This is a genomic window from Flavobacterium sp. IC2-16 (assembly GCF_055521455.1).
Genome location: NZ_CM145480.1, coordinates 852,252 through 877,227, shown reverse-complemented (window position 1 = coordinate 877,227; position 24,976 = coordinate 852,252). Strand labels below are relative to the sequence as shown.

The 24,976-nt window shown below is 35.3% G+C and carries 25 protein-coding genes and 2 tRNA genes; 9 read left to right on the top strand and 18 right to left on the bottom strand.

Features of this window, described 5'->3' with window-relative positions; translation table 11 throughout:
- Positions 1–248: 248 nt before the first annotated feature.
- The 6 genes from ACZ1JT_RS03935 to ACZ1JT_RS03910 all read right to left on the bottom strand — a co-directional run bounded on the left by ACZ1JT_RS03935 (position 249) and on the right by ACZ1JT_RS03910 (position 5,830).
- Positions 249–824 carry a Crp/Fnr family transcriptional regulator gene (locus ACZ1JT_RS03935; RefSeq protein WP_465094858.1) on the bottom strand — a complete coding sequence of 192 codons (576 nt, stop codon included), beginning with the start codon at positions 822–824 and terminating at the stop codon, positions 249–251.
- A gap of 10 nt (positions 825–834) precedes the next feature.
- Positions 835–1,704: a cation diffusion facilitator family transporter gene (locus ACZ1JT_RS03930; RefSeq protein WP_465094857.1), complete on the bottom strand. Its 870-nt coding sequence runs from the start codon at positions 1,702–1,704 to the stop codon at positions 835–837.
- Between the two features lie 17 nt (positions 1,705–1,721).
- Positions 1,722–2,075, bottom strand: a complete 354-nt coding sequence (locus tag ACZ1JT_RS03925; RefSeq protein WP_465094856.1) for a DUF6370 family protein — start codon at positions 2,073–2,075, stop codon at positions 1,722–1,724.
- A gap of 3 nt (positions 2,076–2,078) precedes the next feature.
- On the bottom strand, positions 2,079–3,245 hold the full coding sequence (purT, locus tag ACZ1JT_RS03920) for a formate-dependent phosphoribosylglycinamide formyltransferase (protein WP_465094855.1): 1,167 nt from the start codon (positions 3,243–3,245) through the stop codon (positions 2,079–2,081).
- Between the two features lie 264 nt (positions 3,246–3,509).
- Positions 3,510–4,712 carry a pyridoxal phosphate-dependent aminotransferase gene (locus ACZ1JT_RS03915; protein WP_465094854.1) on the bottom strand — a complete coding sequence of 401 codons (1,203 nt, stop codon included), beginning with the start codon at positions 4,710–4,712 and terminating at the stop codon, positions 3,510–3,512.
- 23 nt (positions 4,713–4,735) lie between these two features.
- Positions 4,736–5,830, bottom strand: coding sequence for a fatty acid desaturase family protein (locus ACZ1JT_RS03910; RefSeq protein ID WP_465095273.1), 1,095 nt, complete (start codon positions 5,828–5,830; stop codon positions 4,736–4,738).
- Between the two features lie 111 nt (positions 5,831–5,941).
- Here ACZ1JT_RS03910 and rsmG point away from each other — a divergent pair, with 111 nt between their 5' ends.
- The gene (rsmG, locus tag ACZ1JT_RS03905) at positions 5,942–6,571 is read left to right on the top strand and encodes a 16S rRNA (guanine(527)-N(7))-methyltransferase RsmG (protein ID WP_465094853.1); all 630 of its coding nucleotides are present in this window, start codon (positions 5,942–5,944) and stop codon (positions 6,569–6,571) included.
- A gap of 73 nt (positions 6,572–6,644) precedes the next feature.
- Here rsmG and pruA read toward each other — a convergent pair whose 3' ends face one another.
- From pruA to ACZ1JT_RS03865, 8 genes are all read right to left on the bottom strand, one after another.
- Positions 6,645–8,270, bottom strand: coding sequence for an L-glutamate gamma-semialdehyde dehydrogenase (gene pruA / locus ACZ1JT_RS03900; RefSeq protein ID WP_465094852.1), 1,626 nt, complete (start codon positions 8,268–8,270; stop codon positions 6,645–6,647).
- A 105-nt stretch (positions 8,271–8,375) separates the two neighbouring features.
- Positions 8,376–8,762 carry a Co2+/Mg2+ efflux protein ApaG gene (gene apaG / locus ACZ1JT_RS03895; RefSeq protein ID WP_023575468.1) on the bottom strand — a complete coding sequence of 129 codons (387 nt, stop codon included), beginning with the start codon at positions 8,760–8,762 and terminating at the stop codon, positions 8,376–8,378.
- An 82-nt stretch (positions 8,763–8,844) separates the two neighbouring features.
- Positions 8,845–10,095 (bottom strand): type IX secretion system plug protein, encoded by a 1,251-nt coding sequence (locus ACZ1JT_RS03890; RefSeq protein ID WP_465094851.1) that lies wholly within the window; start codon positions 10,093–10,095, stop codon positions 8,845–8,847.
- Positions 10,096–10,168: 73 nt separating this feature from the next.
- Positions 10,169–10,939 carry a class I SAM-dependent methyltransferase gene (locus ACZ1JT_RS03885; protein ID WP_465094850.1) on the bottom strand — a complete coding sequence of 257 codons (771 nt, stop codon included), beginning with the start codon at positions 10,937–10,939 and terminating at the stop codon, positions 10,169–10,171.
- Positions 10,940–11,758, bottom strand: coding sequence for a type I methionyl aminopeptidase (gene map / locus ACZ1JT_RS03880; protein ID WP_465094849.1), 819 nt, complete (start codon positions 11,756–11,758; stop codon positions 10,940–10,942). It abuts the gene before it with no gap.
- A gap of 40 nt (positions 11,759–11,798) precedes the next feature.
- Positions 11,799–12,341 carry a thioredoxin family protein gene (locus ACZ1JT_RS03875; RefSeq protein ID WP_465094848.1) on the bottom strand — a complete coding sequence of 181 codons (543 nt, stop codon included), beginning with the start codon at positions 12,339–12,341 and terminating at the stop codon, positions 11,799–11,801.
- Between the two features lie 2 nt (positions 12,342–12,343).
- Positions 12,344–13,861 carry a 2,3-bisphosphoglycerate-independent phosphoglycerate mutase gene (gpmI, locus tag ACZ1JT_RS03870; protein WP_465094847.1) on the bottom strand — a complete coding sequence of 506 codons (1,518 nt, stop codon included), beginning with the start codon at positions 13,859–13,861 and terminating at the stop codon, positions 12,344–12,346.
- Positions 13,862–13,914: 53 nt separating this feature from the next.
- Positions 13,915–16,353, bottom strand: a complete 2,439-nt coding sequence (locus ACZ1JT_RS03865; RefSeq protein ID WP_465094846.1) for a DUF5916 domain-containing protein — start codon at positions 16,351–16,353, stop codon at positions 13,915–13,917.
- 207 nt (positions 16,354–16,560) lie between these two features.
- On the opposite strand from ACZ1JT_RS03865, the gene ACZ1JT_RS03860 reads away from it, so the two are divergent.
- Positions 16,561–17,271: a murein L,D-transpeptidase catalytic domain family protein gene (locus ACZ1JT_RS03860; protein ID WP_465094845.1), complete on the top strand. Its 711-nt coding sequence runs from the start codon at positions 16,561–16,563 to the stop codon at positions 17,269–17,271.
- On the opposite strand, the gene ACZ1JT_RS03855 is transcribed toward ACZ1JT_RS03860, so the two are convergent.
- A complete protein-coding gene (locus tag ACZ1JT_RS03855; RefSeq protein ID WP_465094844.1) occupies positions 17,260–18,849 on the bottom strand; it encodes a L,D-transpeptidase family protein in 1,590 nt (529 codons plus the stop codon). The genes ACZ1JT_RS03860 and ACZ1JT_RS03855 overlap by 12 nt on opposite strands.
- 65 nt (positions 18,850–18,914) lie before the next feature.
- Positions 18,915–19,352 carry a GNAT family N-acetyltransferase gene (locus ACZ1JT_RS03850; RefSeq protein ID WP_465094843.1) on the bottom strand — a complete coding sequence of 146 codons (438 nt, stop codon included), beginning with the start codon at positions 19,350–19,352 and terminating at the stop codon, positions 18,915–18,917.
- A gap of 211 nt (positions 19,353–19,563) precedes the next feature.
- On the opposite strand from ACZ1JT_RS03850, the gene ACZ1JT_RS03845 reads away from it, so the two are divergent.
- Positions 19,564–19,636, top strand: a tRNA-Gly gene (locus ACZ1JT_RS03845).
- Positions 19,637–19,674: 38 nt separating this feature from the next.
- Positions 19,675–19,750, top strand: a tRNA-Gly gene (locus ACZ1JT_RS03840).
- 61 nt (positions 19,751–19,811) lie between these two features.
- Here ACZ1JT_RS03840 and ACZ1JT_RS03835 read toward each other — a convergent pair.
- The gene (locus tag ACZ1JT_RS03835) at positions 19,812–20,597 is read right to left on the bottom strand and encodes an RMD1 family protein (protein WP_465094842.1); all 786 of its coding nucleotides are present in this window, start codon (positions 20,595–20,597) and stop codon (positions 19,812–19,814) included.
- Positions 20,598–20,635: 38 nt separating this feature from the next.
- Positions 20,636–21,343: a dipeptidase PepE gene (gene pepE, locus ACZ1JT_RS03830; protein ID WP_465094841.1), complete on the bottom strand. Its 708-nt coding sequence runs from the start codon at positions 21,341–21,343 to the stop codon at positions 20,636–20,638.
- A 130-nt stretch (positions 21,344–21,473) separates the two neighbouring features.
- On the opposite strand from pepE, the gene ACZ1JT_RS03825 reads away from it, so the two are divergent.
- From ACZ1JT_RS03825 to ACZ1JT_RS03805, 5 genes are read left to right on the top strand one after another with little or no spacing between them, the layout of a single operon-like run.
- Positions 21,474–22,196: a hypothetical protein gene (locus ACZ1JT_RS03825; protein WP_465094840.1), complete on the top strand. Its 723-nt coding sequence runs from the start codon at positions 21,474–21,476 to the stop codon at positions 22,194–22,196.
- Positions 22,186–22,935: a carboxypeptidase-like regulatory domain-containing protein gene (locus ACZ1JT_RS03820; RefSeq protein WP_465094839.1), complete on the top strand. Its 750-nt coding sequence runs from the start codon at positions 22,186–22,188 to the stop codon at positions 22,933–22,935. Before ACZ1JT_RS03825 ends, ACZ1JT_RS03820 begins: the two co-directional genes overlap by 11 nt.
- The gene (locus ACZ1JT_RS03815) at positions 22,925–23,647 is read left to right on the top strand and encodes a carboxypeptidase-like regulatory domain-containing protein (RefSeq protein WP_465094838.1); all 723 of its coding nucleotides are present in this window, start codon (positions 22,925–22,927) and stop codon (positions 23,645–23,647) included. The genes ACZ1JT_RS03820 and ACZ1JT_RS03815 overlap by 11 nt, the downstream gene beginning before the upstream one ends.
- Positions 23,637–24,440 carry a carboxypeptidase-like regulatory domain-containing protein gene (locus ACZ1JT_RS03810; protein WP_465094837.1) on the top strand — a complete coding sequence of 268 codons (804 nt, stop codon included), beginning with the start codon at positions 23,637–23,639 and terminating at the stop codon, positions 24,438–24,440. Before ACZ1JT_RS03815 ends, ACZ1JT_RS03810 begins: the two co-directional genes overlap by 11 nt.
- Before the next feature lie 26 nt (positions 24,441–24,466).
- Positions 24,467–24,970 carry a DUF6702 family protein gene (locus tag ACZ1JT_RS03805; protein WP_465094836.1) on the top strand — a complete coding sequence of 168 codons (504 nt, stop codon included), beginning with the start codon at positions 24,467–24,469 and terminating at the stop codon, positions 24,968–24,970.
- Positions 24,971–24,976 lie beyond the last annotated feature (6 nt).

Below are 24,976 nucleotides of genomic sequence, written 5' to 3'. Positions count from 1 at the left end.
GGTTCATAACTCTGATTTTTTGTATTGCAAAGTTACGTTCAGGATGAGGGAGAAGTCCTTAACCTAGATTAAGAAATGTTTATTAGAGTTATAAAGTTACAGAGTAACTGAGTTGCAAAGTTTGTATGGGAAGTCAAAATATGTTTTGCTCATAATAGCCTTAGTTGCTCAGTGTCCTTGAGAATTCGGGACTATTTTTTTAGTAATTGTTTTAATATTTTACTATTGACTATAACTGAAAACTGCGATTATTTCTTGAGAAGTCGGGCTTTCATTTTGCTGAAAAACTCGGGAGTAACTCCAATATAGGATGCAATTTGTTTTTGTGGGAGGCAGTGGATTAATTCGGGGTATTTTTTTGAAAACTTGTCATATCTCGCTTCAGCTGTAAAACTGAGGTTATCTATGAGTCGTTGTTGACTGGCGACTAATGAGTTTTCGATTAGAATTCTAAAAAAGCGTTCCATTTTTGGGACTTCTTTATACAGCAAATCTTGATTCTCTTTAGATAGTAATAAAACTTCGGCATCTTCGTTAACCTCAATATACAGTTGGCCTGGCAATTGCGATAAAAAACTATACATATCGGCAATCCACCAACCCTGACAGGCAAAACTCACAATGTGTTCTACGCCATTTTCGTCTAGAGTATAACTTCGGATGATGCCTTTGGTTACAAAATAGGAATGTTTACAAATGTCACCCGACTTTAATAAAATCGTTTTTGCTTTGTAGTGATGTTGTTCAGTATATGCCAAAACACGTTCCTGCTCATCAGTTGTGAGTGAAACATGTTTGGCAATATTTTCCAGTAGTAAGTTCATGTTTGTTTTGTTATTCGTTGGGTTCGATATGGATTAAAACATGTCCCAATTCCATTAACTCACTTCTTAGGGTGTCTTTTAATTTGTGTGCTAAATCATGGCCTTCTTTTACAGTAATGTTAGCGTCAACAATGGCATGTAAATCAATATGGTATTTCATGCCGGCTTTTCGGACAAAACACTTTTCGGTTCCAAGAATTCCTTCTACCGTAATGGAAATCGCTCTGATTTGGTCTACTAAATCGTCATAACGATGCTCGTCCATAATTTCGCCAAGAGCAGGACGGAAAATCAGATAACAGTTGTATAAAATAAAGAAGGATGCGAATAAGGCTGCCCAATCATCGGCCGATTCATAGCCTTTTCCAAAAATTAAAGCAATCGATATACCGATAAACGCCGCTACAGAAGTCACGGCATCGCTTCGATGGTGCCAGGCATCGGCTTTTAAAGAAGAACTGTTGGTTTCAATACTTTTCTTCATTACTTTTTGAAATGAATATTCTTTCCACAGGATGATTACCCCTAAAATGACTAATGTCCATGATTTTGGGAGGTCGTGTGGTGTGCCGATGTTCAGAATACTTTCGTAAGCGATTATGGTTGCTGAGGTAATTAAAAAGCCAACGACAATAAAAGTTACCAAAGGCTCGGCTCTTCCGTGACCGTAAGGATGGTTGTCATCTGCCGGTTTGTTAGAATATTTGATACCGAACAATACTAAAAAAGAAGCAAAAATGTCGGCGGTAGATTCAATCGCGTCGGCTACCAAGGCATAAGAATTTCCAAAAAAACCTGCTAGCCCTTTTACAATGGCTAAGCATGTATTCCCAATAATACTGAAGTATGTCGCGCTGATAGCTTCTTGTTCTTTGGTCATTCTTTTATATTGTTTTTCTATTTTTTCTCTTCAATCAAAACAAAAGTGGTGGCTTGGAAACGATTGTCTATAATTTCACCGGAAACTTCAGCTTTGCGGATAGCGTTGCATAAACCATCATGTTCATGAGCATCACCATGTTGATCTATTGAAGAGCCTTCTACGAAATAGGCTTTCCCATCAATACGAACGGCTAAGTCGCAACCTTTTTTAGCGGTCATTCCAAATTGACATTGACCGCAAGCCGCTTCTACAATTTGCGTTTTGGTTTTTTCTTTTTTTGTGTCTTTTTGTTCGGTTTTGCCTTTGTTTTCTTGAGCATAAAGTGAAACAGCTGTCACAGTAAAAAGTATGGTTAATAGTTTTTTCATGGTCTATGGATTCACGGTTACTAAAGTTGCAGTTTTTTTTGCTTTTTCAATAATTTCTTCAATTGGGGTTTCAAGTGTATCGTTTACTAAAACTACACCCATTCTTCTGTAAGGTCTTGACGTTGGCTTGCCAAAAATGCGAAAATCAGTTTTCGATAGTGAGGCTACTTTTTCGATTCCATCGTATGTTGGGTTATTCGAATTTTCCGAAGCTAAAACTACAGCACTGGCTCCGTTTCTCTCTAATGTGATTTCTGGAATAGGAATACTTAAAATGGCGCGTAGATGCAATTCAAATTCATTGAAATTTTGTGTTTTTGCCAAAGTAACCATTCCGGTGTCGTGAGGACGAGGAGATAGTTCTGAAAAATAAACACCTTCATGGGTTAAGAAGAATTCTACGCCAAATAATCCGGCTCCACCCAAGGCTTCGGTGACTTTTCGAGCCATATCCTGTGCTTCTAAAATAGCTGCTTCGGATACTCTTGCCGGTTGCCAACTTTCTTGATAGTCGCCTCGTTCTTGGCGATGACCAATTGGAGCGCAAAATAATGTTGGGCGATTGTTCTGTGTAACAGTCAGTAACGTGATTTCCGAATGAAAATTAACAAAAGCTTCTACAATAACTTCAATAATATCGCCTCGTGAACCATCTACGGCATAACTCCAAGCTTTTTCAATATCGTCTTGTGTTTTGATAGTCGATTGTCCTTTTCCGGAAGAACTCATTAAGGGTTTTACAACACATGGCATTCCAACTTCAGCAACTGCTTTTTCCAATTCGTCTTTAGTTGTAGCATAACGATAATTAGCAGTTCGTAAACCTAATTCTTTTGCAGCTAGATCACGAATTGCTTTTCGGTTCATGGTAAAGTTGGCTGCTTTTGCAGAAGGAACCACAGTAATACCTTGCTTTTCATAATCGTAAAAACGTTCGGTACGTATGGCTTCAATTTCGGGAACAATAAAGTCGGGTTGGTGTTTGGCTACAATTCGGTCTAATTCGGCGCCATCTAACATATTAATAACTTCGTAACTGTGCGCAACCTGCATGGCTGGGGCATGTTCGTAACTGTCAACAGCAATTACTTTTTGTCCGATGCGCTGTGCCGCAATTACAAATTCTTTTCCTAACTCGCCTGAGCCTAATAATAGTATTTTCTTTTGCATTGTTGTAGTGTAGTAGTTTAGTTGGTAAAGGTAAGATTTTTAGGTGTTTTGGCAAATTTGCTTTTGGAGTTTTGACAATGTGATTTTATTGTTTTTAAAGATAAAATAATCACATTTTTGTAATCAAATTTTTTACAAATATCATTTAATCACAAAATTGTAATTTTTATTAGAATTGAATTTAAAAAATCACAAAGTTATAGGTGTAACGTATTTAGAATAATGTAAAATAAAAAAAGCCTCAAGTTATCTTGAGGCTTTTTGTTATGCTAATACATCTGAAGTAGCTACGGCTTCTTTAATTCTTCGTAACGCTTCTTTAAGTAAATCGTCGCTGGTTGCATAAGAGAATCGAATGCAGTTAGGGTTACCAAAAGCATCTCCTGTTACGGTTGCTACATTGGCGTGTTCCAAAAGATACATTGAGAAATCATCGGCATTGTTGATTTTTACTCCTTGTAATGTTTTGCCAAAAAATGCGGAAACATCTGGAAAAACATAAAAAGCACCTTCAGGTACATTGATTTTCATACCAGGAATATCGCGTAGTAAACTAACAACTAAATCTCTTCGGCTGTGAAAGGCATCTACCATATATTTTAATACACTTGGATTGGCTTCTACAGCTGTGATGGTTGCTCTTTGTGCAATAGAATTGGCACCACTGGTTACTTGGCCTTGAATTTTGGTACAAGCTTTAGCAATGAATTCGGGTGCTCCAATATAACCAATTCTCCAACCGGTCATAGCGAAAGCTTTAGCAACACCATTAACAGTAATAGTGCGGTCTAGCATTCCCGGAATGGATGCAATACTGCAAAATGTTCCCGAAAAGTTAATGTGTTCGTAGATTTCGTCTGATACTACGTATATGTTTGGATGTTTTTCTAAAACTTTAGCAATTGCAGTTAACTCTTCTCGATTGTATACTGAACCACTGGGATTACATGGTGAGCTGAACCACATCATTTTTGTTTTAGGGGTAATGGCAGCTTCTAATTGTTCTGGTGTGATTTTGAAATCGCTTTCCACTGTAGTGGGAACTTCAACAGGTATTCCGCCAGATAGCTTGATGATTTCATAATAACTTACCCAATATGGTGCAGGTAAAATTACTTCATCGCCATCGTTTAACATTACTTGCGCAATATTGTAAAGTGATTGCTTTGCTCCTGTAGAAACTACAATTTGGGAAGGCTTGTAATCTAAATTATTGTCTCTTTTAAATTTACGACAAATAGCTTCTTTTAGTTCTAAATAGCCTTCAACTGGCGTATAAGTACTATAATTTTCATCGATAGCTTTTTTTGCAGCTTCTTTAATGAAATCTGGAGTATTGAAATCGGGTTCTCCTAAACTCAGACTAATAATGTCTATTCCTTGTGCTTTAAGTTCTCTGGCTTTTGCGGCCATTGCTAATGTTTGCGATACTGCCAGATTGTTAATTCTGTCCGATAACGGGTTCATAAGTAGTGTGTTATGTAGTTATGTTATGCTAATTTTGGTTTTTGTCCCATTTCTTTTAAGTGTTTGAAATGAGAATATACAGCAGAACGCATGGTTCTAAATTCATAATACGGTAGATTGCATTCTATTGCAGTTTGCTTTACAATTTCTGCAATTTTTCCATAATGAACATGGCTGATATTTGGAAAAATATGATGTTCAATTTGGTGATTCAAACCACCGGTATACCAGTTTACCAACCAGTTTTTCGGAGCGAAGTTTGCAGTTGTAAACAATTGATGTGCTGCCCAGGTATTTCCAATTTCATTGTTTTCATCCGGTTGCGGATGATCGGTTTCTTCTACCACATGTGCTAATTGAAATACAATACTTAAAATTAAGCCAGCAGTATAATGCATAATAAAAAAGCCTAATAAAACTTCCCACCAAACAATTCCTAAAAGCATAGGAACCACCAGCCAAATTGAAAAATAAATCAGTTTTGTAATAACCAAAGTGCTCCATAATTTAACTGGATTTGGAAATTCACCATACGATAGTTTTCGCTTGATGTAACTGCGCATTTGTTTGAAATCGGTTGTAATAGCCCAGTTGAACGTTAACAAGCCGTATAAAAATACAGAATAATACTGTTGAAATTTATGAATTGGAGCCCAATCGGCATGTTTTGTAAATCGAATAATTCTTCCTGCTTCTAAGTCTTCATCATGACCGTGAATGTTGGTATACGTGTGGTGAAGTACATTGTGTTGAACTTGCCAATTGTATACATTTCCTGCAAGAATATATATGCTTCCACCCATTATTTTGTTTAACCAAGGTTTCGAAGAATACGAGCCGTGGTTACCGTCGTGCATTACATTCATTCCAACACCGGCCATTCCAATTCCAATAACAATCGTTAATAGAAGATGAGCCCAAAGCGGCAAATTTAGAGTAAGGATTAAAAAATAGGGTGTCAAGAAAATGGAAAACATAATGATTGTTTTCAAATGGAGTTTCCAATTCCCGGTTTTTTTGATGTTGTTTTCTTTGAAATAGTCGTTTACGCGTTTGTTCAACGTTCTGAAAAACTTCAGACTATCTGCTTTTGAAAAAATAGGAGCATTGCTATCCATGTTCAATTTCATTTAAATCGTTCAAAGGTAATTATTAATAAATATGTATTTCGTTAAAATGAATAAAATTTTCAACTTCAAAATATGTATTTTTGCCAAAAACTGTTAATAATGCAGAACATTGTAAACCATTTCCCAAATCTTACAGATATTCAACTGGAACAATTTCAAAAGTTAGAAGGTCTGTATACCGATTGGAATTCTAAAATTAACGTGATTTCTCGAAAAGATATCGATGAGTTGTACACCAAGCATGTATTGCATTCGCTGGGAATTGCGAAGGTTATGGAGTTTCAGCCGGGCGCAAAAGTTTTAGATGTGGGTACAGGGGGTGGATTTCCTGGGATTCCGTTGGCGATATTGTTTCCGGAAACCGATTTTTATTTGATAGATGTTATTGGTAAGAAAATCCGAGTGGTTAACGAAGTTGCTAAAGGATTGGGGTTGCAAAATGTTAGAGCAGAACAAATGCGTGCCGAAAATGTGAAAGAAGATTTTGATTTCATCGTGAGTCGAGCGGTGACCAATATGCCGGATTTTTACAAATGGGTGAAAGACAAAATCAAAAAGAAAAGTAATCACGAGTTGAAGAACGGAATACTTTATTTAAAAGGTGGTGACTTGACAGAAGAATTGCAAGATTTTCCAAAAGCAACCTTGTATAATTTGTCTGATTTCTTTGAAGATGAATTTTTTGAAACGAAGAAAGTAGTTCATTTGCCTTTAAAGTATAAAGTGTAAAGAGAATAAAGGGATAAGAATTGAAAAAGCCGAATCGTAACTGATTCGGCTTTTTGTTTTATAAGATTTGTTCTTAACCTAAGAATGGATATCTGTAATCGGTTGGAGTTACAAATGTTTCTTTAATCGTTCTTGGCGAAACCCAACGCAATAAGTTCAAGACAGAACCCGCTTTGTCGTTCGTTCCCGAAGCTCTAGCACCACCAAATGGTTGTTGTCCTACAACTGCTCCAGTTGGTTTGTCGTTGATGTAGAAGTTTCCGGCAGCATTTTCTAAGGCTTTAGTTGCTTCTGCAATTGCGTAACGATCCTGACTGAAAATAGCTCCTGTTAAGGCATAGCTTGATGTTCCGTCCACTAAAGCTAAGGTTTCTGTCCATTTTGTATCTTCGTATACGTAGATGGTAAGTACTGGTCCGAATAACTCTGTACACATGGTGTTGTATTTCGGATTCGTAGTTACAATAACCGTCGGTTGGATGAAATATCCAACAGATTTGTCATAATTTCCACCTGCGATGATTTCTGCATCACTATCTTTTTTCGCCTGATCAATGAATCCGGCTAATTTGTCAAACGATTGTTCTGAAATTACCGAAGAAACGAAATTGCTCATGTCTTCCGGAGATCCCATTTTCATAGAAGCTAAATCGGCTAACAATAATTCTTTTACTTTTGGCCAGATTGAAGCTGGAATATACGCTCTTGAAGCAGCCGAACATTTTTGTCCTTGGTATTCGAAAGCACCTCTAGATAAAGCAGTTGCTACTTGTGCAGGAATTGAAGAAGGATGTGCTAAAACAAAATCTTTACCACCTGTTTCTCCTACAATTCTTGGATACGTTTTATAGTTGTGAATGTTCTGTCCGATTTTTGCCCACATGTCATTGAATACGCCTGTTGATCCTGTAAAGTGGATTCCTGCGAAATCAGGACTAGCTAATAAAGTGTCAGAAATCATTCCTGAATTACCGGTAATCATGTTGATAACCCCAGCTGGTAAGCCAGCTTGTTGGAAAACTTCCATAATTACATTGGCAGAATATACTTGTGTAGCTGCCGGTTTCCAAATCACTACGTTCCCCATTAATGCTGGAGAAGCTGGAAGGTTACCCGCAATCGCTGTAAAGTTGAACGGTGTAATCGCATAAACGAATCCTTCTAACGGACGGTGTTCCATACGGTTCCAAATTCCTTCAGAAGAAACCGGTTGTTCCGCATAGATTTGTGTCATGAATTGTACGTTGAAACGCAAAAAGTCAATCAACTCACAAGCTGAATCAATTTCTGCTTGGTGTACCGTTTTTGCTTGTGCAATCATGGTAGCGGCATTGATTTTAGCACGGTAAGGACCTGCTAATAATTCTGCTGCTTTTAAGAAAATCGATGCTCTTTGCTCCCAAGGCATGTTTGCCCATTTTTTCTTAGCTTCTAAAGCTGATGCAATAGCTTTTTCGATATGTTCTTTTTCGGCTTCATGATATTGTCCAACCACGTGTTTGTGGTCGAACGGAGGTGTCATGTTTTTGGTTTTTCCGGTACGAATCTCTTCGGAACCGATATATAAAGGCACATCTACGGTGCTGTTGAACATTTGTTTGAAAGTTGCAGCTACAGCTTCTCTTTCCGGTGTTCCGGGAGCGTATGATTTAACTGGCTCGTTAACCGCTTTGGGAACATTGTAAATTCCTTTTGGCATAATTTGTTGTATTTGTGTTTTGAAAAAATTTCGCGTAGCGAAGATACAAATTATTAGCCAATACGCTAATCGGTTAATTGTTAATGGTTTTGTAAAATTTTGAGTTTAGTTTAAGGCAAAAGGTGCACTTAATTTAAAAGTAGGGATGATTACACGGAAACTTCTCGTAGAGGTAAAGTTCACCATATTGAAATAACCGCGCATGGCTCCAAATGGAGAAGAAAGCAGGCAACCAGAACTATACGTGTGTTTTTCTCCAGGTTTTAGAACGGGTTTTTTACCAATTACGCCTTCTCCGTCAACAATTTCAAGATCGTTTAAGGAATCATGAATTTCCCAGTGACGAGAATTTAATTGTACCGAATCTTTGCTTTGATTTTCGATAGTAACTTCATACGAAAAGGCAAAATGAATTTTGTAGTTTTTGAAGTAAGTGCCTTCAAAACTAGTCAAAACTGAAATTTTTATACCGCTCGTAATCTGTGAAACCATAATCTCTTTTTAAGAAAAATGTATAGTTATGTTTTCCAAAAATAAGAAATATTTATTTTAGAAAATTAAAATTATGATTTTTTTAGTTTGTAATCGTTTCTGAATTAGCTATTCCGCGTCCAATTATCTTGTCGTAACGGTCATTGTTTCCTCTGTAATAAACTAAAACGAAGTAATTGTTTTCGGTTTGATAGAAATTACCATCTACGGGATTTTCATAATCGATTTTACCGGTTTTGTCGGCTACCACATACTGATAATTTACAAATCCTTGTTTTAATAGAATTGGTTTTTCGAACAAACCAGTTTCAGTATTGTAGTCCATTTTAAATTCTGGAGCAATAGTGTAGTTGTTAAACATGCCAACTACATAAATGTCTTTGTCCTGAAGAAACGGATTTGTACTTAAAGTGAAATAAACCCATGAATAATCGGCTTCCAAAGCATTGTTTTCGGCATTGACTTTATTAACGAAAAAGCCACCATTAATATCTGGATAATACGTGTACGGATTGTTGGCTCTTGCCGCGCTGGTAAATAAATGGGTGTTGTATATTTCTCCAGCAGTTATTTTCATGACGTTGTTGCCTAACCCTCGAATGTTTTTATTTTCATAGAATAAAAATTCGTTGCCGCCCCAAAATTGAGTTTCTTTATTGTATCGATAAATTAAATCCGAGCCCAATGTGTATTGTGGTTTAATGTTATAAATAGCATTGTCGAAACGACCGTTTTGAAACAAAGCCACTTTTACATTTTGAATAGGATTCTGTAGAATATTATCTCCCATTTGTACTACAAAATCAAGATTTTGTTTTCCGTAAATGGTACTTAAATCTCTGGAACGTTTTATTTTTAGAGGAACTGAAACATGTTCTTCATATAAAATGAACTTACGGGAAAAAACAAGTTCTTGATCTGAGTTAAAGACTTTTACCATATAGTTTCCACTTAAAAGAATATGGTTGAATCGATTTGGGAAAGTTAAGGTGTAATGTGAAAAAATCTGTAAGGTGTTGAATGAGTTTTCGTAAGTCATAATACGTTGTCCGTCAATTCCTTGTAAGTATTCAGATTTTGCTAACTGAGTTGGTTTCCAATCGTAATTGTACTGTGTTATGGTGTAATAATAGTCTTCTTCATTACCATACAAATCGTCAAATTCAAGCTGAAAATTATCACCTAAACGAAACATAGGTATCATAACGTTGCCGTTTTGAACAAAAGCAACAGTTTTGATATTAAAAGGGGGAGGAGTCTCTTTTTCAACTTGAGCAAAAAGCCCTAGTGAAAAGAGAAGTAGTGTTAGAAAATAGTTTTTATTGAAAATCATAAATTATATTCGATATCTGGGATTATAAAAGTAATGATTTTCTTTTAATCAAAATCTATTCCAAAGCTTTTGTTTATTTAAAGCAAATAGGTAGGATTTCTCCCTTGGCTAAACAGTATTTTTCAACTAATTCAGGGCTTATTTTAGCAGTATAATCTTCTTCAATTACTGTAAAACCAATGCTCCTTAGTTTGTTAAAATAGTCTCTGCCATATACACGAACATGATCGTATTGACCGAAAATTTTTGCTCGTTCTTTTGGATCGGTTATCGAATCGTCTGTAAAAGTTGTTTCGCGTGATAAATCCTGTGGAATTTGGAAAATACCCATACCGCCAGGCTTCAAAACACGATATAATTCCTGCATGGCCTTAGTGTCGTCTGGAATATGCTCCAAAACATGATTGCAAAATAGAATGTCGAAAGCGTTATCTTCAAAAGGTAAATTACAAATATCGGCTTTTACATCGGCCAAAGGAGACAGTAAATCGGTTGTGGTATAATCGATATTCGATTGTTTTTTAAAGCGCTTATAAAATTCCTGTTCTGGTGCAAAATGCAACACTTTTTTCTTTTCAGTAGCGGTAAAAAAATCGGTTTCATTTTTAAGATATAGCCACAATAAACGGTGTCTTTCTAGTGATAAAGTGCTAGGAGATAACACATTGTTGCGTTGTGTTCCATAGCCGTAGGGAAGAAACATTCGGAAGCTTTTCCCGTCAATCGGGTCGGTGAATGTGTTTCCTTTTAATACTAGTGCTAAAATAGGTCGAACCACGATACTCAAACGAATGAGAATGGGTCTTGGAATGGTGTTTAAAATGAATTTAAAAATCTTTTTCATTTAGAGTACAAAAGGTTGTTTTCTAAATTCGTTTTCTTCATCTGAAGTAATTCCAAGTGCTTTATAAATATAAGCGAATGTTGACAGAAGTTCTGGTTTTCCGTCTATAATAGCAACATCGTGTTCAAAATGTGCCGATGGTTTACCATCCGCAGTTGTAATTGTCCACCCGTCTTTATGTTGTTTGATGTTTTTAGTCCCCTGATTAATCATAGGTTCGATAGCCACTACCATGCCTTCTTGTAGCAGTTTTCCTTTTCCGCGTTTTCCGTAGTTTGGCATTTCAGGAGCTTCATGCATGGTACGTCCAATACCATGGCCAACTAACTCGCGAACTACTCCGTAGCCATTGTTTTCACAATACTTCTGAATAGCATTTCCAACATCTTCTGTTCGGTTTCCAGTTCTTAATTCTCGAATTCCAACGTATAGCGATTCTTTAGTAACTTTTAAAAGCCTTTTGGTTGCTTCGTTTACTTCGCCAACTTCAAAAGTATAAGCGTGATCACCGTAAAATCCGTTTTTCAAGGCGCCACAATCTACAGAAATGATATCACCGCTTTCCAAAGGTTTGTCTGTGGGAATGCCATGGACAACTTGTGAATTCGGACTCATACATAAGGAGTTTGGAAAACCATACATGCCTAAAAAAGCAGGTGTAGCTCCATGGTCGCGAATAAAAGTTTCGGCTAACTTGTCAAGATATAAAGTGCTAACTCCAGGTTTGATTTCTGAAGCAATCATCCCTAATGTTTTAGAAACTATAAGTGCGCTTTCACGCATCAATTCTATTTCTTCACGAGTTTTAATGATAATCATAGCTGTCGATATTGGAGGGCAAAGGTAAAGATTTTATTTATTAATCTTGGTAGTTGTGTTTGTAGGGTTGACCAGTTAGAATTTTAAGCATGTCTTTTTCAAGGGTTTCTACCGGGCTTTCAACTATGCGTTGTAATTCTGTTCCTTTTTTGTAAAAAATTAAAGTAGGTACATTGGTGATGTTTAGATCTTTCTCTAGATGATCTGGAGTTGTTTTGCTTCGGTCTACAGTAATTAGGGTAACTTGAGAAGCATCAAATCCGATTTCTTCTAGAATTTTGTAAAATTCAGGAATTCGTTGTTGACTGTCCTCGCACCATGTACCCATAAAAATGGTAATAGATATGCCGTCCAAATGTTTTTTTAATTCAGCAACCGCTGTAGCATTGGGTTTGTAATTGTCGTGATTTGGAGTATACCAAATAGAATATGGTAGTTTTAATAATTCGCTTTGGTTTTGTTTGCCAACAAGCATATCGTTTGATTTTACAGTTGTAACTTCGGAAGTCATTATTGGTTTTTTCTGAGCATTACATCCAGCAAAAGCAAATGCAAGCGTTAAAAGAATAAGTGATTTTTTCATAATTATAAAAGTGAATGTCTTGTCATTACTTCGGGTTTTTCAATTCCCATTAATTCTAAAATTGTTGGAGCGATATCGCCTAAAACACCGCTGTTAATATGTTTTAATTTGTTGTCAACCAATATAATCGGTACTGGGTTGGTAGTGTGTGCCGTGTTAGGTGTGCCGTCAGGATTAATCATGGTTTCACAATTCCCGTGATCGGCTATAACTATAGTGGTGTAATTGTTTTCTAATGCGGTTTCAATGACTTCTTTAACGCAAACATCAACCGCTTCGCATGCTTTTATAGCTGCTTCCATAACACCAGTATGGCCAACCATATCGCCGTTTGCAAAGTTTAAGCATACAAAATCTACTTCGCCTTTTTTTAGTTCTGGGATTAATTTGTCTTTAATCTCGAAAGCGCTCATTTCCGGTTTTAAATCGTATGTTGCAACTTTTGGTGACGGACAAAGTAAACGTCTTTCACCTATAAAAGGAGTTTCGCGACCTCCGGAAAAGAAAAAGGTTACATGGGGGTATTTTTCAGTTTCGGCAATTCGAATTTGTAATTTATTATTGTATTCTAACACTTCACCCAAAGTTTCGGTAATGTTGTCTTTGTCGTAAATTACATGAACATTTTTAAATGTATCGTCATAATTTGTCATTGTAACATAGTACAAATTCATTTTATGCATATTTTGCTCGTGGAAATCTTGTTGTGAAAGTGCTTCAGTTAGTTGTCTTCCGCGATCGGTTCTGAAGTTGAAAAAAATAACAACATCATCTTCTTTAATAGTAGCAATTGGTTGATTATGTTCGTCTACCATTAAAATGGGCTCAATAAATTCATCGGTAATATTGTTATGGTAGCTTGCAAGAATACTCATTACTGGGTCAATAGAATGAATACCTACACCATTAACAATCAAATCATAAGCTTTTTTAACGCGTTCCCATCTTTTGTCGCGATCCATTGCGTAATAACGACCAACAATGGATGCTAATTTAGCAGAGGAGTTTTTTAAGTATGTGTTTAAATCTTCAATGTACTTAGCGCCCGATTTTGGATCAACATCACGGCCATCTGTAAAGGCATGAACAAATACTTTTTTTAAGCCATAATTTTCTGCAGCATCCAGCAAGCCGCGTAAATGTGATGTATGTGAATGAACACCACCATCTGATACTAACCCTAAGAAATGAACATTTTTATTGTTTTCTTTCGCGTAAGCAAATGCCTCATTAAGCGCCCTTTCTTGGTTTAAGGTTTTATTTTGTACAGCTAAATTTATTTTGGCTAAATCTTGGTAAACAATTCGACCTGCCCCTAAATTCATGTGACCCACTTCAGAGTTTCCCATTTGACCTTCGGGTAATCCTACATTTAAACCATCAGTTCGCAAAGTTGCGTTTGGATATTTGTTGTATAAGCTGTCAATAAAAGGGGTATTGGCATTGTCAATAGCAGAAACTTTCGGATCTGGAGATTTTCCCCAGCCATCAAGAATCATTAAGATTACTTTCTTGTTCATGTAATGAAGAATTTCAACAAAGATAAACAATCATCGTTAGTTGAAAATCAGAATTACACTTTTTTAACCCAACTTTTAGCTTGATTGTAATCGATGTAGTAGCGAACACTAATCGAAAAAATATTATTTAGATTATTGCTTAATGTGTGGTTTAAATTATCAATAATGTTTTTGTTTACACGTTGTTCCGAATGAAGCGCATTGTTTCTGTATAATAAGGACAATTGACTTCCCGGAGCAAACCACCACGAATACGATAAATCAAAATTCCAGATTTTAAAGTTGATGTTCTGATTCTCTTTGTAGCTTGTGTTGGGTTCGAAATGGCCATCATCGGTCAAATTCATGAAGTTTTTGTTTTCGGTATATGACCAATAATATCGGATATTCAAATTGAATGTCATTTTGTGATTGAGCGCATATTTTCCCGTAATTCGATTTTCAATAGTATTTCGATTTCGGTTGGCAAAAATAATTTTGTCGTTCACACTGTCGTAATCTACCCAGCCTTTGTCTGCGTTTTGTCTGATGTTTTGAAAAAAGTAAATCAAATTTAATTTGTCACTAAAACGGTATCTCGGACTCACATATAATCCTATGTTCTCACGTAAGTCTTGATTGTAACGATCATACCACATACCAGTGTCTAGTGCAAATGGGCTGTTGTAATTGGTAGAAATATCAAACCAACTACTTATAACTTTTGGATTGTAAACAAATCTACCCTCTTGTCTGGGTTGGTAAAAATCGTACGTTTCAAACGGATTTATTTGCAAACCTCCTCCAAAATAATGGTTCTTTTTACTGGTTGTGTTAATGTTTATATTGAAATAAGCTTCTTGAGCTCTACCAGTTGTATTTTGAAATTCTGCGTAATAATTGGTGTTAATATTAAACGTATTGAAAATTTTATTAGGGTTTAAAATGCGATAATTAGCATTGGCATAAATGTTATGGTAATTGTTGATGAAGTTAATGCCCATATCATTAATATCGTATTTGTCAGATACATAACTTCCGTTAACCGTGAAACGATATTTTCCACTTGTTTTACTAACGTTTAAATAACTGGCATAACCGTTCGAATTGCCTCCTATATCATTAATGTGATTGAATTTCGCATTTCCGGAAAGTTTATAGGTGTTTGCTTTTGTGTTTAAATCAAATAGCAAAGCCGAAACATTGGCATCTCTAAATTCGCCACTTCTCATGACACTGGTGTTCACAAATGACACAGATGAATTTTTACGAAAGCGTTGGTCTAATACTAAAACATTAAAGTTTGTTAGGGGTTCAACAGTTTCTGTGCGAGTTTCGCCGGTTACATTGTTTCGAATAGTCACATCTGTTTTTTCTGTTACAGCGTTAAGTACACCAATCCCTAAACCGCTAGAAGTTCTTCCGGATACTTTCATAGCGTTGAGAAGATTGACGTTTTTTGGGTAATCTATTACCTCTTCATCGGATGTGGTATTTGGATACGTAGAGGGCGAGCCTCCAATTCGTCTCGAATAGAATAAGCCTCCTTTGCTAAATAAATCGGTTCCTTCGGTGAAAAAAGGGCGGTTTTCATTGAACTGTTGTTCAAAAGGACCAAGATTTAGGACTACATTATCGAATGTGGTTTGCCCGAAATCAGGAACTAAAATAGCGTCTAAAGTAAAGGAATCATTTATCCCGTATTTAATGTCCATTCCCGCTTTGAATTTGTTCTCGGTACCTTTTTGATTGGTGCTTAAATAATTGGAGGTGTACGGAATAAAAAACAAACGGGTTGGCGTTGTAATATTTTCAATGCCTTCTAAAATACCTGCCTGCTGGATAATGGCACCAATTTTATTGTTAATGCGATTCCAAGTAAATTTTTGACGGTCTCTTCTAATTTCTCTAAAAAAATTAACACCCCAAATTTGTTTTTCTTTTTCTGCGAATCGTAGCGCAGCATATGGAATTTTCATTTCGGCCACCCAGCCATAATCGGTTAGGGTTACATTACTGTTCCAAATACCATCCCATGAATAATCTTCGTTTCCTTCGGTGGCTAAAGCATCCATTTGAGTTCCGGCGGCGCTAACAAAAAAACGAAAATCTTGTTGGCCATCGTTATAGCCGTTAATGAAAATACCAAAGAAATCGGAAGTGCCAAAGTTGTCTCGCTTGGTTATTTCTTTTAAGATTTTTGTCGGATCATCATGCATAATAGCTCCTATGTAAATCCCTTCATTGTCGTAGAGTATTTTTACTTCGGTGCGTTTTTCATGTGCTAAAGGCTTTCCGTTGTCCGGTTCAAACATAACGAAATCTGTTGCGGTTTCGGCCAATTGCCAATCCTCTTCGTTAAGTTTTCCGTCAATAATGATAGCTGCTTTTTTTTTGAAAGCAGTTAGTCTTTTTTTTTGTTTTTCAGGTAGATTGTCTTCCGGAATTGTAGTTTGGGCGAATCCTATAAAGCTGATTAGCAGAAAAGTGAGTGGGTTAATTCGAAAAAGCATTGATTTTTTTGATTGATGATTGACATGTCAAAGATACTTAAAAGGATGAGGTTTTGTAAGAATTAAGAAATGTTTAACGTCTTTAGAAACAAATAAAGTCGATGAAATGTTAAAATTTACCGACAAAGTGCAAAAAAAAGTTGCATGGTATTATTTTTTATTTCATATTTGTTCTCAACTAAAACCAACTTAATTAATAGATTGTCAATGATTTACAGAATTTTTCCAGTATTGTTTGTATTTCTGTTATCGTTTAAACCCGCAACGATAAACGAACACAACGACCCGAAACTAATTGCTGCGAATGCCAAAGTGTCTTTGGAGGCAAAAATTAAAACGTTATACAATTCTTTGGATGTGAAGACATTTCAGATGCCAAAATTGGAATGTTTTTCTAAAGCCTTGGAAGGATATTATCAATTAAAAGAGCAAGGTAAAATTCAGAAAGAAGTTTTGACAATTATCGATTTTAGTCTTTCGTCTACTAAAAAAAGATTATGGGTTATCGATATGGCAACTAATACTATATTGTTGCAATCGGTTGTTTCTCATGGAAGAAACAGCGGGATGGAATATGCTAATTCTTTTTCAAATGAAAACAACTCAAATAAAAGTAGCTTAGGGTTTTACGCAACTGGAGAAACCTATAATGGAAAACATGGATTGTCTTTGCGTTTGGATGGTTTAGAATATGGAATTAATAGCAATGCAAGAGATAGAGCAGTGGTTATGCACGGAGCTGATTATGCTTCTGAAACCATCATCAAGCAACAAGGCAGATTAGGAAGAAGCCAAGGTTGTCCTGCAGTTCCTTATGCTATTCATCAAGAAATCATTAATTTAATAAAAGATAAATCGTGTTTGTTTATTTATCATCCATCACGATCTTATGAAATCAAGTCGAAGTTAATTTCGTAACTTCTGATACAAATCAAAATCGAAATTGTAAATATCATTTCGAAATTGTAGTAATCCATTTTTGTCCATCCAAGCTGTCCAGTACAATTGGTAGATGAAAATGGATTTTTTTAATGGTATTCCCGATGTTTTACCGCTTTCGATAAGTTTTTCTACGCGTTCTTTATTCATGACATTTTCGTCGTTTTCAAGAATATAATAAGCTAAATCCAAAGGTTTTTCTACTCGTACACAGCCCGAACTAAGCGCTCTCGAATTCAAACCAAATAAATCACGATGATTGGTGTCGTGTAAATAGACCAAATGATTGTTTGGAAAATTGAATTTAACGAGTCCGAGGGAGTTGTTTATGCCTGGTTTTTGAACATATCGGTAATTGTTGGGTTTGGCAGCATTCCAAGCTGCAGGGCTAACTTCCTCACCACGGGCATTGTAAATCGTAATTCGTGTTGAGGTAAAATAACTTCGATTTTTGGCAGCTGTTGGGCCTAGATCTTCTTTAATAATAGTAGGAGGGACTGTCCAAGTGGGGTTTATAATTAAATTACTGAACTTAGAACATAAAACAGGCGTTCGTCTTTTTTCACGACCTACAACAACTCGATGTGTTCGTACGGTATCTTTATCTTTTACTACAACTAGTTTAAAATCAGGGATATTTACCATAATGTAATTGTCGCCCAAATGTCTTGGGTACCAACGCCAGCGCTCTAAGTTGGCTATGATTTGTTGTTTGCGCTGGTTTTTAGTAAAGTTTAAGGCTGCAATGGTTCCTTTTCCAATTACGCCGTCAACGGTTAAACCATGCCTTTGTTGAAAACGTTTAACTGCTTCTACTGTTTTTGAATCATATAAATCGGTTATAGAATCTTGCATCGTATAATCGCCCCAAAAAGCAAGCCTTCTTTTAATGGCTTTAATAGTTGGAGTAGAATCGTTTGGATTTATTTTGTCGTTTTGTACTATTGCTTCAAAGTCATCGTTAGGTAAGCTCTTAATTTTAGCTAGACTTTTTTTCAAACGTTCATAAACAATATGCTTGGGTTTTAAAGTGTCTAGTGTTTGTTCTATAGAGTGGTTTCTAATAGCTTCTTGCAGTAAATCGATAGCTTTAAGGTCTTTTTCTTTTATTTCCCAATCGTTATAAAGGACAGAAGGAGTTAATTTTCCGTTGTATAGATGGTTGGCTAATCGATTAAAAGACTCGGTCATTACTATATCAATAGCGGCAAGTTCTTTGTCCGATAACTGCCCTCTGTTTTTTTCTTTTTTCTCAATTTTTGCAATCGAATAATCGTCGGGGTCAAGCCCTTCTAACTCTGTTGAATTGATTAAATCGATAAGTTGTTTTCGGTCTTCAATTTCGGTCCAAACAGTTTTGTATAGATTGTTTTTGTAAAATTCTTTGATTCGTTCCGATTTTGAGGTAAGAAGTAGAGTATCTATTGCAACCGATTTTGGTGATGAAATCGGGATAACTTTAATCGTATCTTTTTGGGTTGTGCTGGCCAGAGCTGTTTCTTTTTTACAACTGATGAAAAGGATGGGGAGGATAAAAAAGAAGTATTTATACAGCATATTTAGGCTTATTTTTTACTACTGAAAGTTACGAAATTTTAGTCGCTTTCGATGGTTTTTAATTTTTAAATGGTTTTATACATAACAAAATGCGTGCCGATATCTGGAATATCAAAAGGTTGGTTGTTTTTTGAATATCCAAAGCGTTCGTAAAAAGGAACAGCATTTTCACGGGCATTGAACCAAATAAAGCTTCCTTTTTTTTCTGCAATATAATGTTCGGCTTTTTTTACAAGTAAGATTCCGTGGCCTTTGCGTTGGTGTTCTTCCAATATAGCCATGCCTCTAATTTGGTATTGTTCTTTTTTCTGAAACGTTTCGTTTTCAGTTTTAAAAATGGAAATAACGCCTAGCAAATCATCGTTTTCAAATAAGCCAAAATGAGAAGTTGTGCCTAAATCGTCACCATCAAACTGACAAGATTCCAAGCTTTTTCCTTTTCGAAGTACTTGATGCCTTACCGGATAGGTTTCTTCAGCATCGATTTGACGAATAAATATCATAATCCTTTAAAAATTTAAAATTGCGTTATGCATTGTAACGGATTAAAAATAAATAAATTACTCTTATAGATGCAAAAAAAGTCTCACAGTTGCTTGTAAGGGTGAAATATTTTTATCAAAAAAAGTTTGTTTGTAACAAAAATATTTTTTTATATTTGCACCCACAATCAAAGTACATGAATCTCTTTGTAGATAAGGCTTTGTTTGAAATGCGGAAGTAGCTCAGTTGGTAGAGCGTCAGCCTTCCAAGCTGAATGTCGCGAGTTCGACCCTCGTCTTCCGCTCTTGGAAAACCCGATGAAGTTTTAAAAAGCATCAAAATGCGGAAGTAGCTCAGTTGGTAGAGCGTCAGCCTTCCAAGCTGAATGTCGCGAGTTCGACCCTCGTCTTCCGCTCCAAAAGGGCAAACCCACACCGATAAAGTGTGGGTTTTTTTATGGTTTTATTTTTTGGATTCTGTTATTTGTGTGAAAAGAGCGTCAAGGCAATTTCAAAGGCAATTAGAATAATAATAATCCATTCTAATCGAGCACTTTCCCGAACATTTAAAACATCTGTAAAGAGTGTAAGATTGTCTTCTACAATTTGCAATCTATAGTCAAGATCCTTAAAGCGGGAATTGATGTCGAAATTGCTTTTTAAACTTTTGTTGAGTAAATCTAAATTTTCATTGTCCCATACCAAATTAGGATCGTCTAGTATATATAGGTTGTCAATAATACTATTTTTTACGTTTAGTACTTTTCCAATATATTTTAGTAAATCGGTTTTAGAAATGTTTAGCTTTCCTCGTTCTTCCAACTGGATAATATAGCTTTTTGATGACGAAATAAGCTCATCGGTAAGTTTTTCGTAATAATCTAATGCAACAGATTGTCCAATATTTAGCATGATGATGCGAAGCAGTGAAGAATCTATTGTAGGAACTGAGACATAATTGTTTTTTACCGTGAACTTATGAAGACTGGAATCGACTTGAATTTTGTATTCTTCCGAGATATCAATCGATAAAAGATTATTGCTGTAATTCTGAATAAACTTTAAAAATTCACTTTTTCCAACGGCATCATAGTTCGCAAAAACGACCACGCCATAATCAAAAATATAAAGATATTGATGGTTTTCGCTATGAGCGTAGAATACTTCGGAAGTGGAACTAAAAAATGCTTCAGCTCTATATTCCGATCGGAATTTTCGAATATTAAATGATTCTGCAACCTGAATGGCTTCAATTCGAATTTCCATAACGTTTATTTTTATTCAAAAGTACGAAAATTTTCTTACTAATTTAGGCTTGAAAGGTCGCTTTCAGGTTCAATTTCAACCGGACTTTCATTGTGCCTAAATATTCGAGCTGTTAAATTTCCTTTTAAAATAATTTTTGGGCCGGTTACTTCAAGCCAACTTCCTTCTCTAAGGCCAACTACTGGTTGTGTGTTGAATTTGTGGAATTCATTAATTCGTGTTTCTCGTGTTTCTCCCATATGAGTGGAACCTTCAATAGGATCTAGGTAGTGCGGATTAATATTGAAAGGAACAAAGCCTAATGTTTTAAAACTTGGCGGATATACTATTGGCATATCGTTGGTAGTACCCATGGTCAAGCCACATATGTTACTTCCGGCTGAAGTTCCTAAATAAGGAGTGCCCTGAGAAACGGTTTTCTGAAGAGCTTCCATTACTCCAAATTTGTATAGTTGACTCACTAAAAGAAAAGTGTTCCCGCCACCTGTGAAAATGCCTTCTGCTTGTTCTAATGCTTCAATTGGATTTTCGTATTCATGAATTCCGTTTACCGAAATACCTATAGTTGAAAAAGCTTCACTAACTTTATGGGTGTACTCTTCATGAGAAATTCCTCCAGGTCGGGCAAAAGGAATAAATAAAATACGTGTAGCACCATTAAAATGATTTTTTAAAACAGGAAGCAAATAGTCTAAGTAACTACCACCATGAAGAGTTGAAGTACTTGCAATTATAATTTTTCTCATTGTGTTGCGAATAAAGTTCAAAGGTAAAAGAAATTAATCGTTTGTTTTTAACATAAAATTACAAAGTCGTTGGCAAATATTTGTGAGACTAATCATATATTTTTACACCGATTTAAGCGAATACAAACGGATGAAGCCAAAAATACTTTTTCTTTTATGTTTAACATTTGCAACAGGATGGTCCCAAAACAGTCGTGTATTGAAAGGGCAGATTTTGGCAAATACCCGAGAAATAAAAGGAATTAGTATAACAAATCTTTCGTCAAAGAAAACAGTTTCTTCCGAGGAAAAAGGTTTCTTTTTAATAACCGCTAAAATAGGAGATACGTTGTTTTTTACAGCAGTACAGTTGGAGTCTCGAAAAATTGTGTTGGAAAAAGAAGATTTTGATTACCTACCTTTTTTTGTAAAAATGAATATGAAAGTGATTCAATTAAATGTAGTTGTGGTTGAAAAAAGTAATATTACGGCAGAAAGTTTAGGATTGGTGCCAAAAGGAATGAAAACAGCATCACAGGAAGAAAGAGCCGTGAGAAGGTATTATACATCACAAACTGGTCCTTTTAAATCGCTGATTTATGCCATAGATGGGACGGCCAAGCGACGCAAGAAAGAAATTATTACAATACTTGGAAGGCAAAAACTACAACATAAACTTGAACTGATGTTTGACCAGTCTTTTTTTGTTGATGAATTAAAAATACCGTCGGACTACTTGTATGGGTTTTATGTTTTTGCATCTGAACACAAGGAGTTGGAGAAAGTTATGGATCAAAAAAATAAATGGCTTATACGATTTGAATTGATAAAAATAGCATCAGAATATAGTAAACGGTTATCTAATGAAAATTAAGTTATTTTTTGTTTTCGGTTTAATGGCAATCGTTTGTTCGGCTCAAAAAGGAAAGTTTTTGAACGGACAAGTATCGGCGAATATTACTGATTTGCAAAATATAAATGTAGTAAACAAAACGTCTAAAAAAGAAGCGGTAACCAATTCTCATGGTGAGTTTTCAATTAATGCTAGTGCTGGCGATACTTTAGTTTTTTCATCAGTACAACTCAACACGAAAGTAATAGCAATCAAAAAAGAAGATTTTGAACATTTTTCGTTTATTGTTGACATGGAGTTGAAAACGACTGAGTTGAAAGAAGTTGTTGTCAAAGAAAGTGCAATTGATGCGGTAAGCCTTGGTATTGTTTCAAAAAAAGGAAAACTGCTAACACCTTCAGAACGACGTTTAAAAACGGCAGGAGATTTCAAACCAATACATCTTTTGAATATTATAGGAGGTAGTATGCCTTTTGATCCTATATTAAATAAAATTAATGGTAAGACGAATCGGCTAAAAAAAGAGATTAAAGTTGAGCGTTCGGAGCACCTTAAACAAGAGCTTACAACTATGTATGATGATTTGTATTTTGTCAAAGAATTAAAAATAAAACCTGAGTATGTAGATGGTTTTAAGGTGTTTGCCTCTGAAAATTATGAACTGGCTAATGCGTTCTTGCGTAAAAATAAAACGTTGATAGCTTTTACTTTGACACAACTTGCTGTAGAATATCAAAACCGTATCGGCCATGAAAATTAAGATGTTATTTTTTTTAGGAATCATGAGTTCGATTGTTTACGGACAAAACATAAGAATGATAAAAGGTAAAGTTGTGGCGAATGTTACCGATTTGCAGAATATAAATGTAGTAAACAAAACGTCTAAAAAAGAAGCGGTAACCAATTCTCATGGTGAGTTTTCAATTAATGCTAGTACTGGCGATACATTAGTTTTGTCATCGGTTCAACTCAATACCAAAGTAATAGCAATCGAAAAAGAAGATTTTGAATATTTTCCGTTTGTAGTAAAAATGACCGCAGCTATAACAGAATTAAATGAAGTTGTAGTTAATAAAAGCAATATTGATGCGGTTAGTTTAGGAATTGTTCCTCGTAAAGTGCGCTTGTATACTCCAGCTGAACGCAAGTATTATACAGCAAACACAGGTTCGGGATTGGTTTCGGTAGATGCAATTATCAATGCTATTAGTGGTAAAACCAAAGAGCTTAAAAAAAATATAGCAATTGAACGCATTGAAACCATTCAGCGAAAGTTATTCGACATGTTTTCGGAAGAAGATTATGTAAACCAATTTCATATTCCGAATGAATATGTTAATGGTTTTGTGGTATATGTTTCAGAAAAAGAAAGTGTTGTTAGAGCTGTGAATGCAAAAAACAAAACTCTTACTGCTTTTTTGTTGAGCGAATTATCGACAGAATACAACCAAATTCTACAACATGAAAAGTAGCTTGGTACTTTTATTTGTTTTGTTGAGCACTTTTGGGTTTTCACAAGATATTATCAAGCGAGAAAAAATTTCAGGAATCATTGTTTCAGATTCGCTTGAAGTGGAAAATGTTTCGGTCGAAAATGTTTCATCAAAATTTAAAACTCAAACCGACACTAACGGAAAATTTAGTATTAATGTAAAAGAAAGTGATACTTTGGTTTTTAGTGGTGTTTCTTTCAAATCATCGGTGCTTGTTATAAGGTATGGCCATATGATAGATCCGGATTTAAAAATACGTCTTCATGTTAGGGTAAATCATTTAGATGAATTAGTTGTTTATCCATACACATTAACAGGAAATCTAGATGCCGATAGTAAAAATTTAAAAGTGAAAACGGTAAGTTTAAATTTTAAAAGTTCTTCAACTACTGAAACAACCCATGGAGCTTCTGGTGTTTTAGCTCAAAACGTAAAAAGCGTTATGCCTCAAACCGAAAGTTCCCTAACTGGAATTAATTTTGTTTTAATTGGTAAAATGTTGACTAAAGGGTTATTTAAAAAGAAATCAAAGCCAGCTCAAAAAATTGAATATAATACGGAACAAAATTTTGTTGATGCAGTAAAGGAGCGTTTTTCAGAGCGTTTTTTTATTGAAACCCTTATGCTAAAACCGGATGAAATAGAATTATTTTTGAGTTTTTGTGACGAAGAGCGTTCGCAGTCAAGAGGATTGCTCAATCCGAGGAATGAATTTCAATTAATTGACAAATTGATAAAAAAAAGTGAAGAATATCATAAAATTAAAAAATGATTATTTTCTTTTTTTACATTTGAAAAATGAAGAAGTTTTTTTGCTTAGTTCTAACTGGAATGCTTTTCTTGAGCCTAACTGCTTTTGCGGTGCATAAATTCTATGTTGGAGTATATCAAATAGAATATTCAGGCAAAAAAAAGGAAATTCAAATTACTGCCCGAATCTTTACCGACGATATTGAAAAAGCTATCGAAAAGCGAAGTAAGAAAAAATTATATCTGGCAACTCCCAAAGAAACCAAGGATGCTAATGAATTGCTTCAAAAGTATCTTTTTGAAAACTTTCAAATTAAAGTTAACGGAATCTCGAGAAAGCTTACTTTTTTAGGAAAAGAAGCCGAAGATAACGTTATGATTTTTTATTTAACTACACCTGTTTCCGAAAAAATAACTTCCCTAGAAGTGTACAATGCAATACTCACAGAAACCTATTCCGATCAACAAAATATAATTCATGTTAATTTAAAAGGTAACAAAAAGAGTCTTTTGTTGACTGATACGGAATTGAGTGGAGTTTTAGATTTTTGACAAATA

Coding starts and splice junctions, on each gene's coding strand:
- ACZ1JT_RS03805 (WP_465094836.1), top strand. CDS start 24,467: ATGAAGAAGTTTTTTTGCTTAGTTCTAACTGGAATGCTTTTCTTGAGC.
- rsmG (WP_465094853.1), top strand. CDS start 5,942: ATGCAGAACATTGTAAACCATTTCCCAAATCTTACAGATATTCAACTG.
- ACZ1JT_RS03875 (WP_465094848.1), bottom strand. CDS start 12,341: ATGAAAAAATCACTTATTCTTTTAACGCTTGCATTTGCTTTTGCTGGA.
- pepE (WP_465094841.1), bottom strand. CDS start 21,343: ATGAGAAAAATTATAATTGCAAGTACTTCAACTCTTCATGGTGGTAGT.
- ACZ1JT_RS03815 (WP_465094838.1), top strand. CDS start 22,925: ATGAAAATTAAGATGTTATTTTTTTTAGGAATCATGAGTTCGATTGTT.
- ACZ1JT_RS03910 (WP_465095273.1), bottom strand. CDS start 5,830: ATGGATAGCAATGCTCCTATTTTTTCAAAAGCAGATAGTCTGAAGTTT.
- ACZ1JT_RS03930 (WP_465094857.1), bottom strand. CDS start 1,704: ATGACCAAAGAACAAGAAGCTATCAGCGCGACATACTTCAGTATTATT.
- pruA (WP_465094852.1), bottom strand. CDS start 8,270: ATGCCAAAAGGAATTTACAATGTTCCCAAAGCGGTTAACGAGCCAGTT.
- ACZ1JT_RS03925 (WP_465094856.1), bottom strand. CDS start 2,075: ATGAAAAAACTATTAACCATACTTTTTACTGTGACAGCTGTTTCACTT.
- ACZ1JT_RS03865 (WP_465094846.1), bottom strand. CDS start 16,353: ATGCTTTTTCGAATTAACCCACTCACTTTTCTGCTAATCAGCTTTATA.
- ACZ1JT_RS03885 (WP_465094850.1), bottom strand. CDS start 10,939: ATGAAAAAGATTTTTAAATTCATTTTAAACACCATTCCAAGACCCATT.
- purT (WP_465094855.1), bottom strand. CDS start 3,245: ATGCAAAAGAAAATACTATTATTAGGCTCAGGCGAGTTAGGAAAAGAA.
- ACZ1JT_RS03825 (WP_465094840.1), top strand. CDS start 21,474: ATGAAGCCAAAAATACTTTTTCTTTTATGTTTAACATTTGCAACAGGA.
- map (WP_465094849.1), bottom strand. CDS start 11,758: ATGATTATCATTAAAACTCGTGAAGAAATAGAATTGATGCGTGAAAGC.
- ACZ1JT_RS03835 (WP_465094842.1), bottom strand. CDS start 20,597: ATGGAAATTCGAATTGAAGCCATTCAGGTTGCAGAATCATTTAATATT.
- ACZ1JT_RS03850 (WP_465094843.1), bottom strand. CDS start 19,352: ATGATATTTATTCGTCAAATCGATGCTGAAGAAACCTATCCGGTAAGG.
- ACZ1JT_RS03810 (WP_465094837.1), top strand. CDS start 23,637: ATGAAAAGTAGCTTGGTACTTTTATTTGTTTTGTTGAGCACTTTTGGG.
- ACZ1JT_RS03915 (WP_465094854.1), bottom strand. CDS start 4,712: ATGAACCCGTTATCGGACAGAATTAACAATCTGGCAGTATCGCAAACA.
- gpmI (WP_465094847.1), bottom strand. CDS start 13,861: ATGAACAAGAAAGTAATCTTAATGATTCTTGATGGCTGGGGAAAATCT.
- ACZ1JT_RS03820 (WP_465094839.1), top strand. CDS start 22,186: ATGAAAATTAAGTTATTTTTTGTTTTCGGTTTAATGGCAATCGTTTGT.
- ACZ1JT_RS03935 (WP_465094858.1), bottom strand. CDS start 824: ATGAACTTACTACTGGAAAATATTGCCAAACATGTTTCACTCACAACT.
- ACZ1JT_RS03890 (WP_465094851.1), bottom strand. CDS start 10,095: ATGATTTTCAATAAAAACTATTTTCTAACACTACTTCTCTTTTCACTA.
- ACZ1JT_RS03855 (WP_465094844.1), bottom strand. CDS start 18,849: ATGCTGTATAAATACTTCTTTTTTATCCTCCCCATCCTTTTCATCAGT.
- ACZ1JT_RS03860 (WP_465094845.1), top strand. CDS start 16,561: ATGATTTACAGAATTTTTCCAGTATTGTTTGTATTTCTGTTATCGTTT.
- apaG (WP_023575468.1), bottom strand. CDS start 8,762: ATGGTTTCACAGATTACGAGCGGTATAAAAATTTCAGTTTTGACTAGT.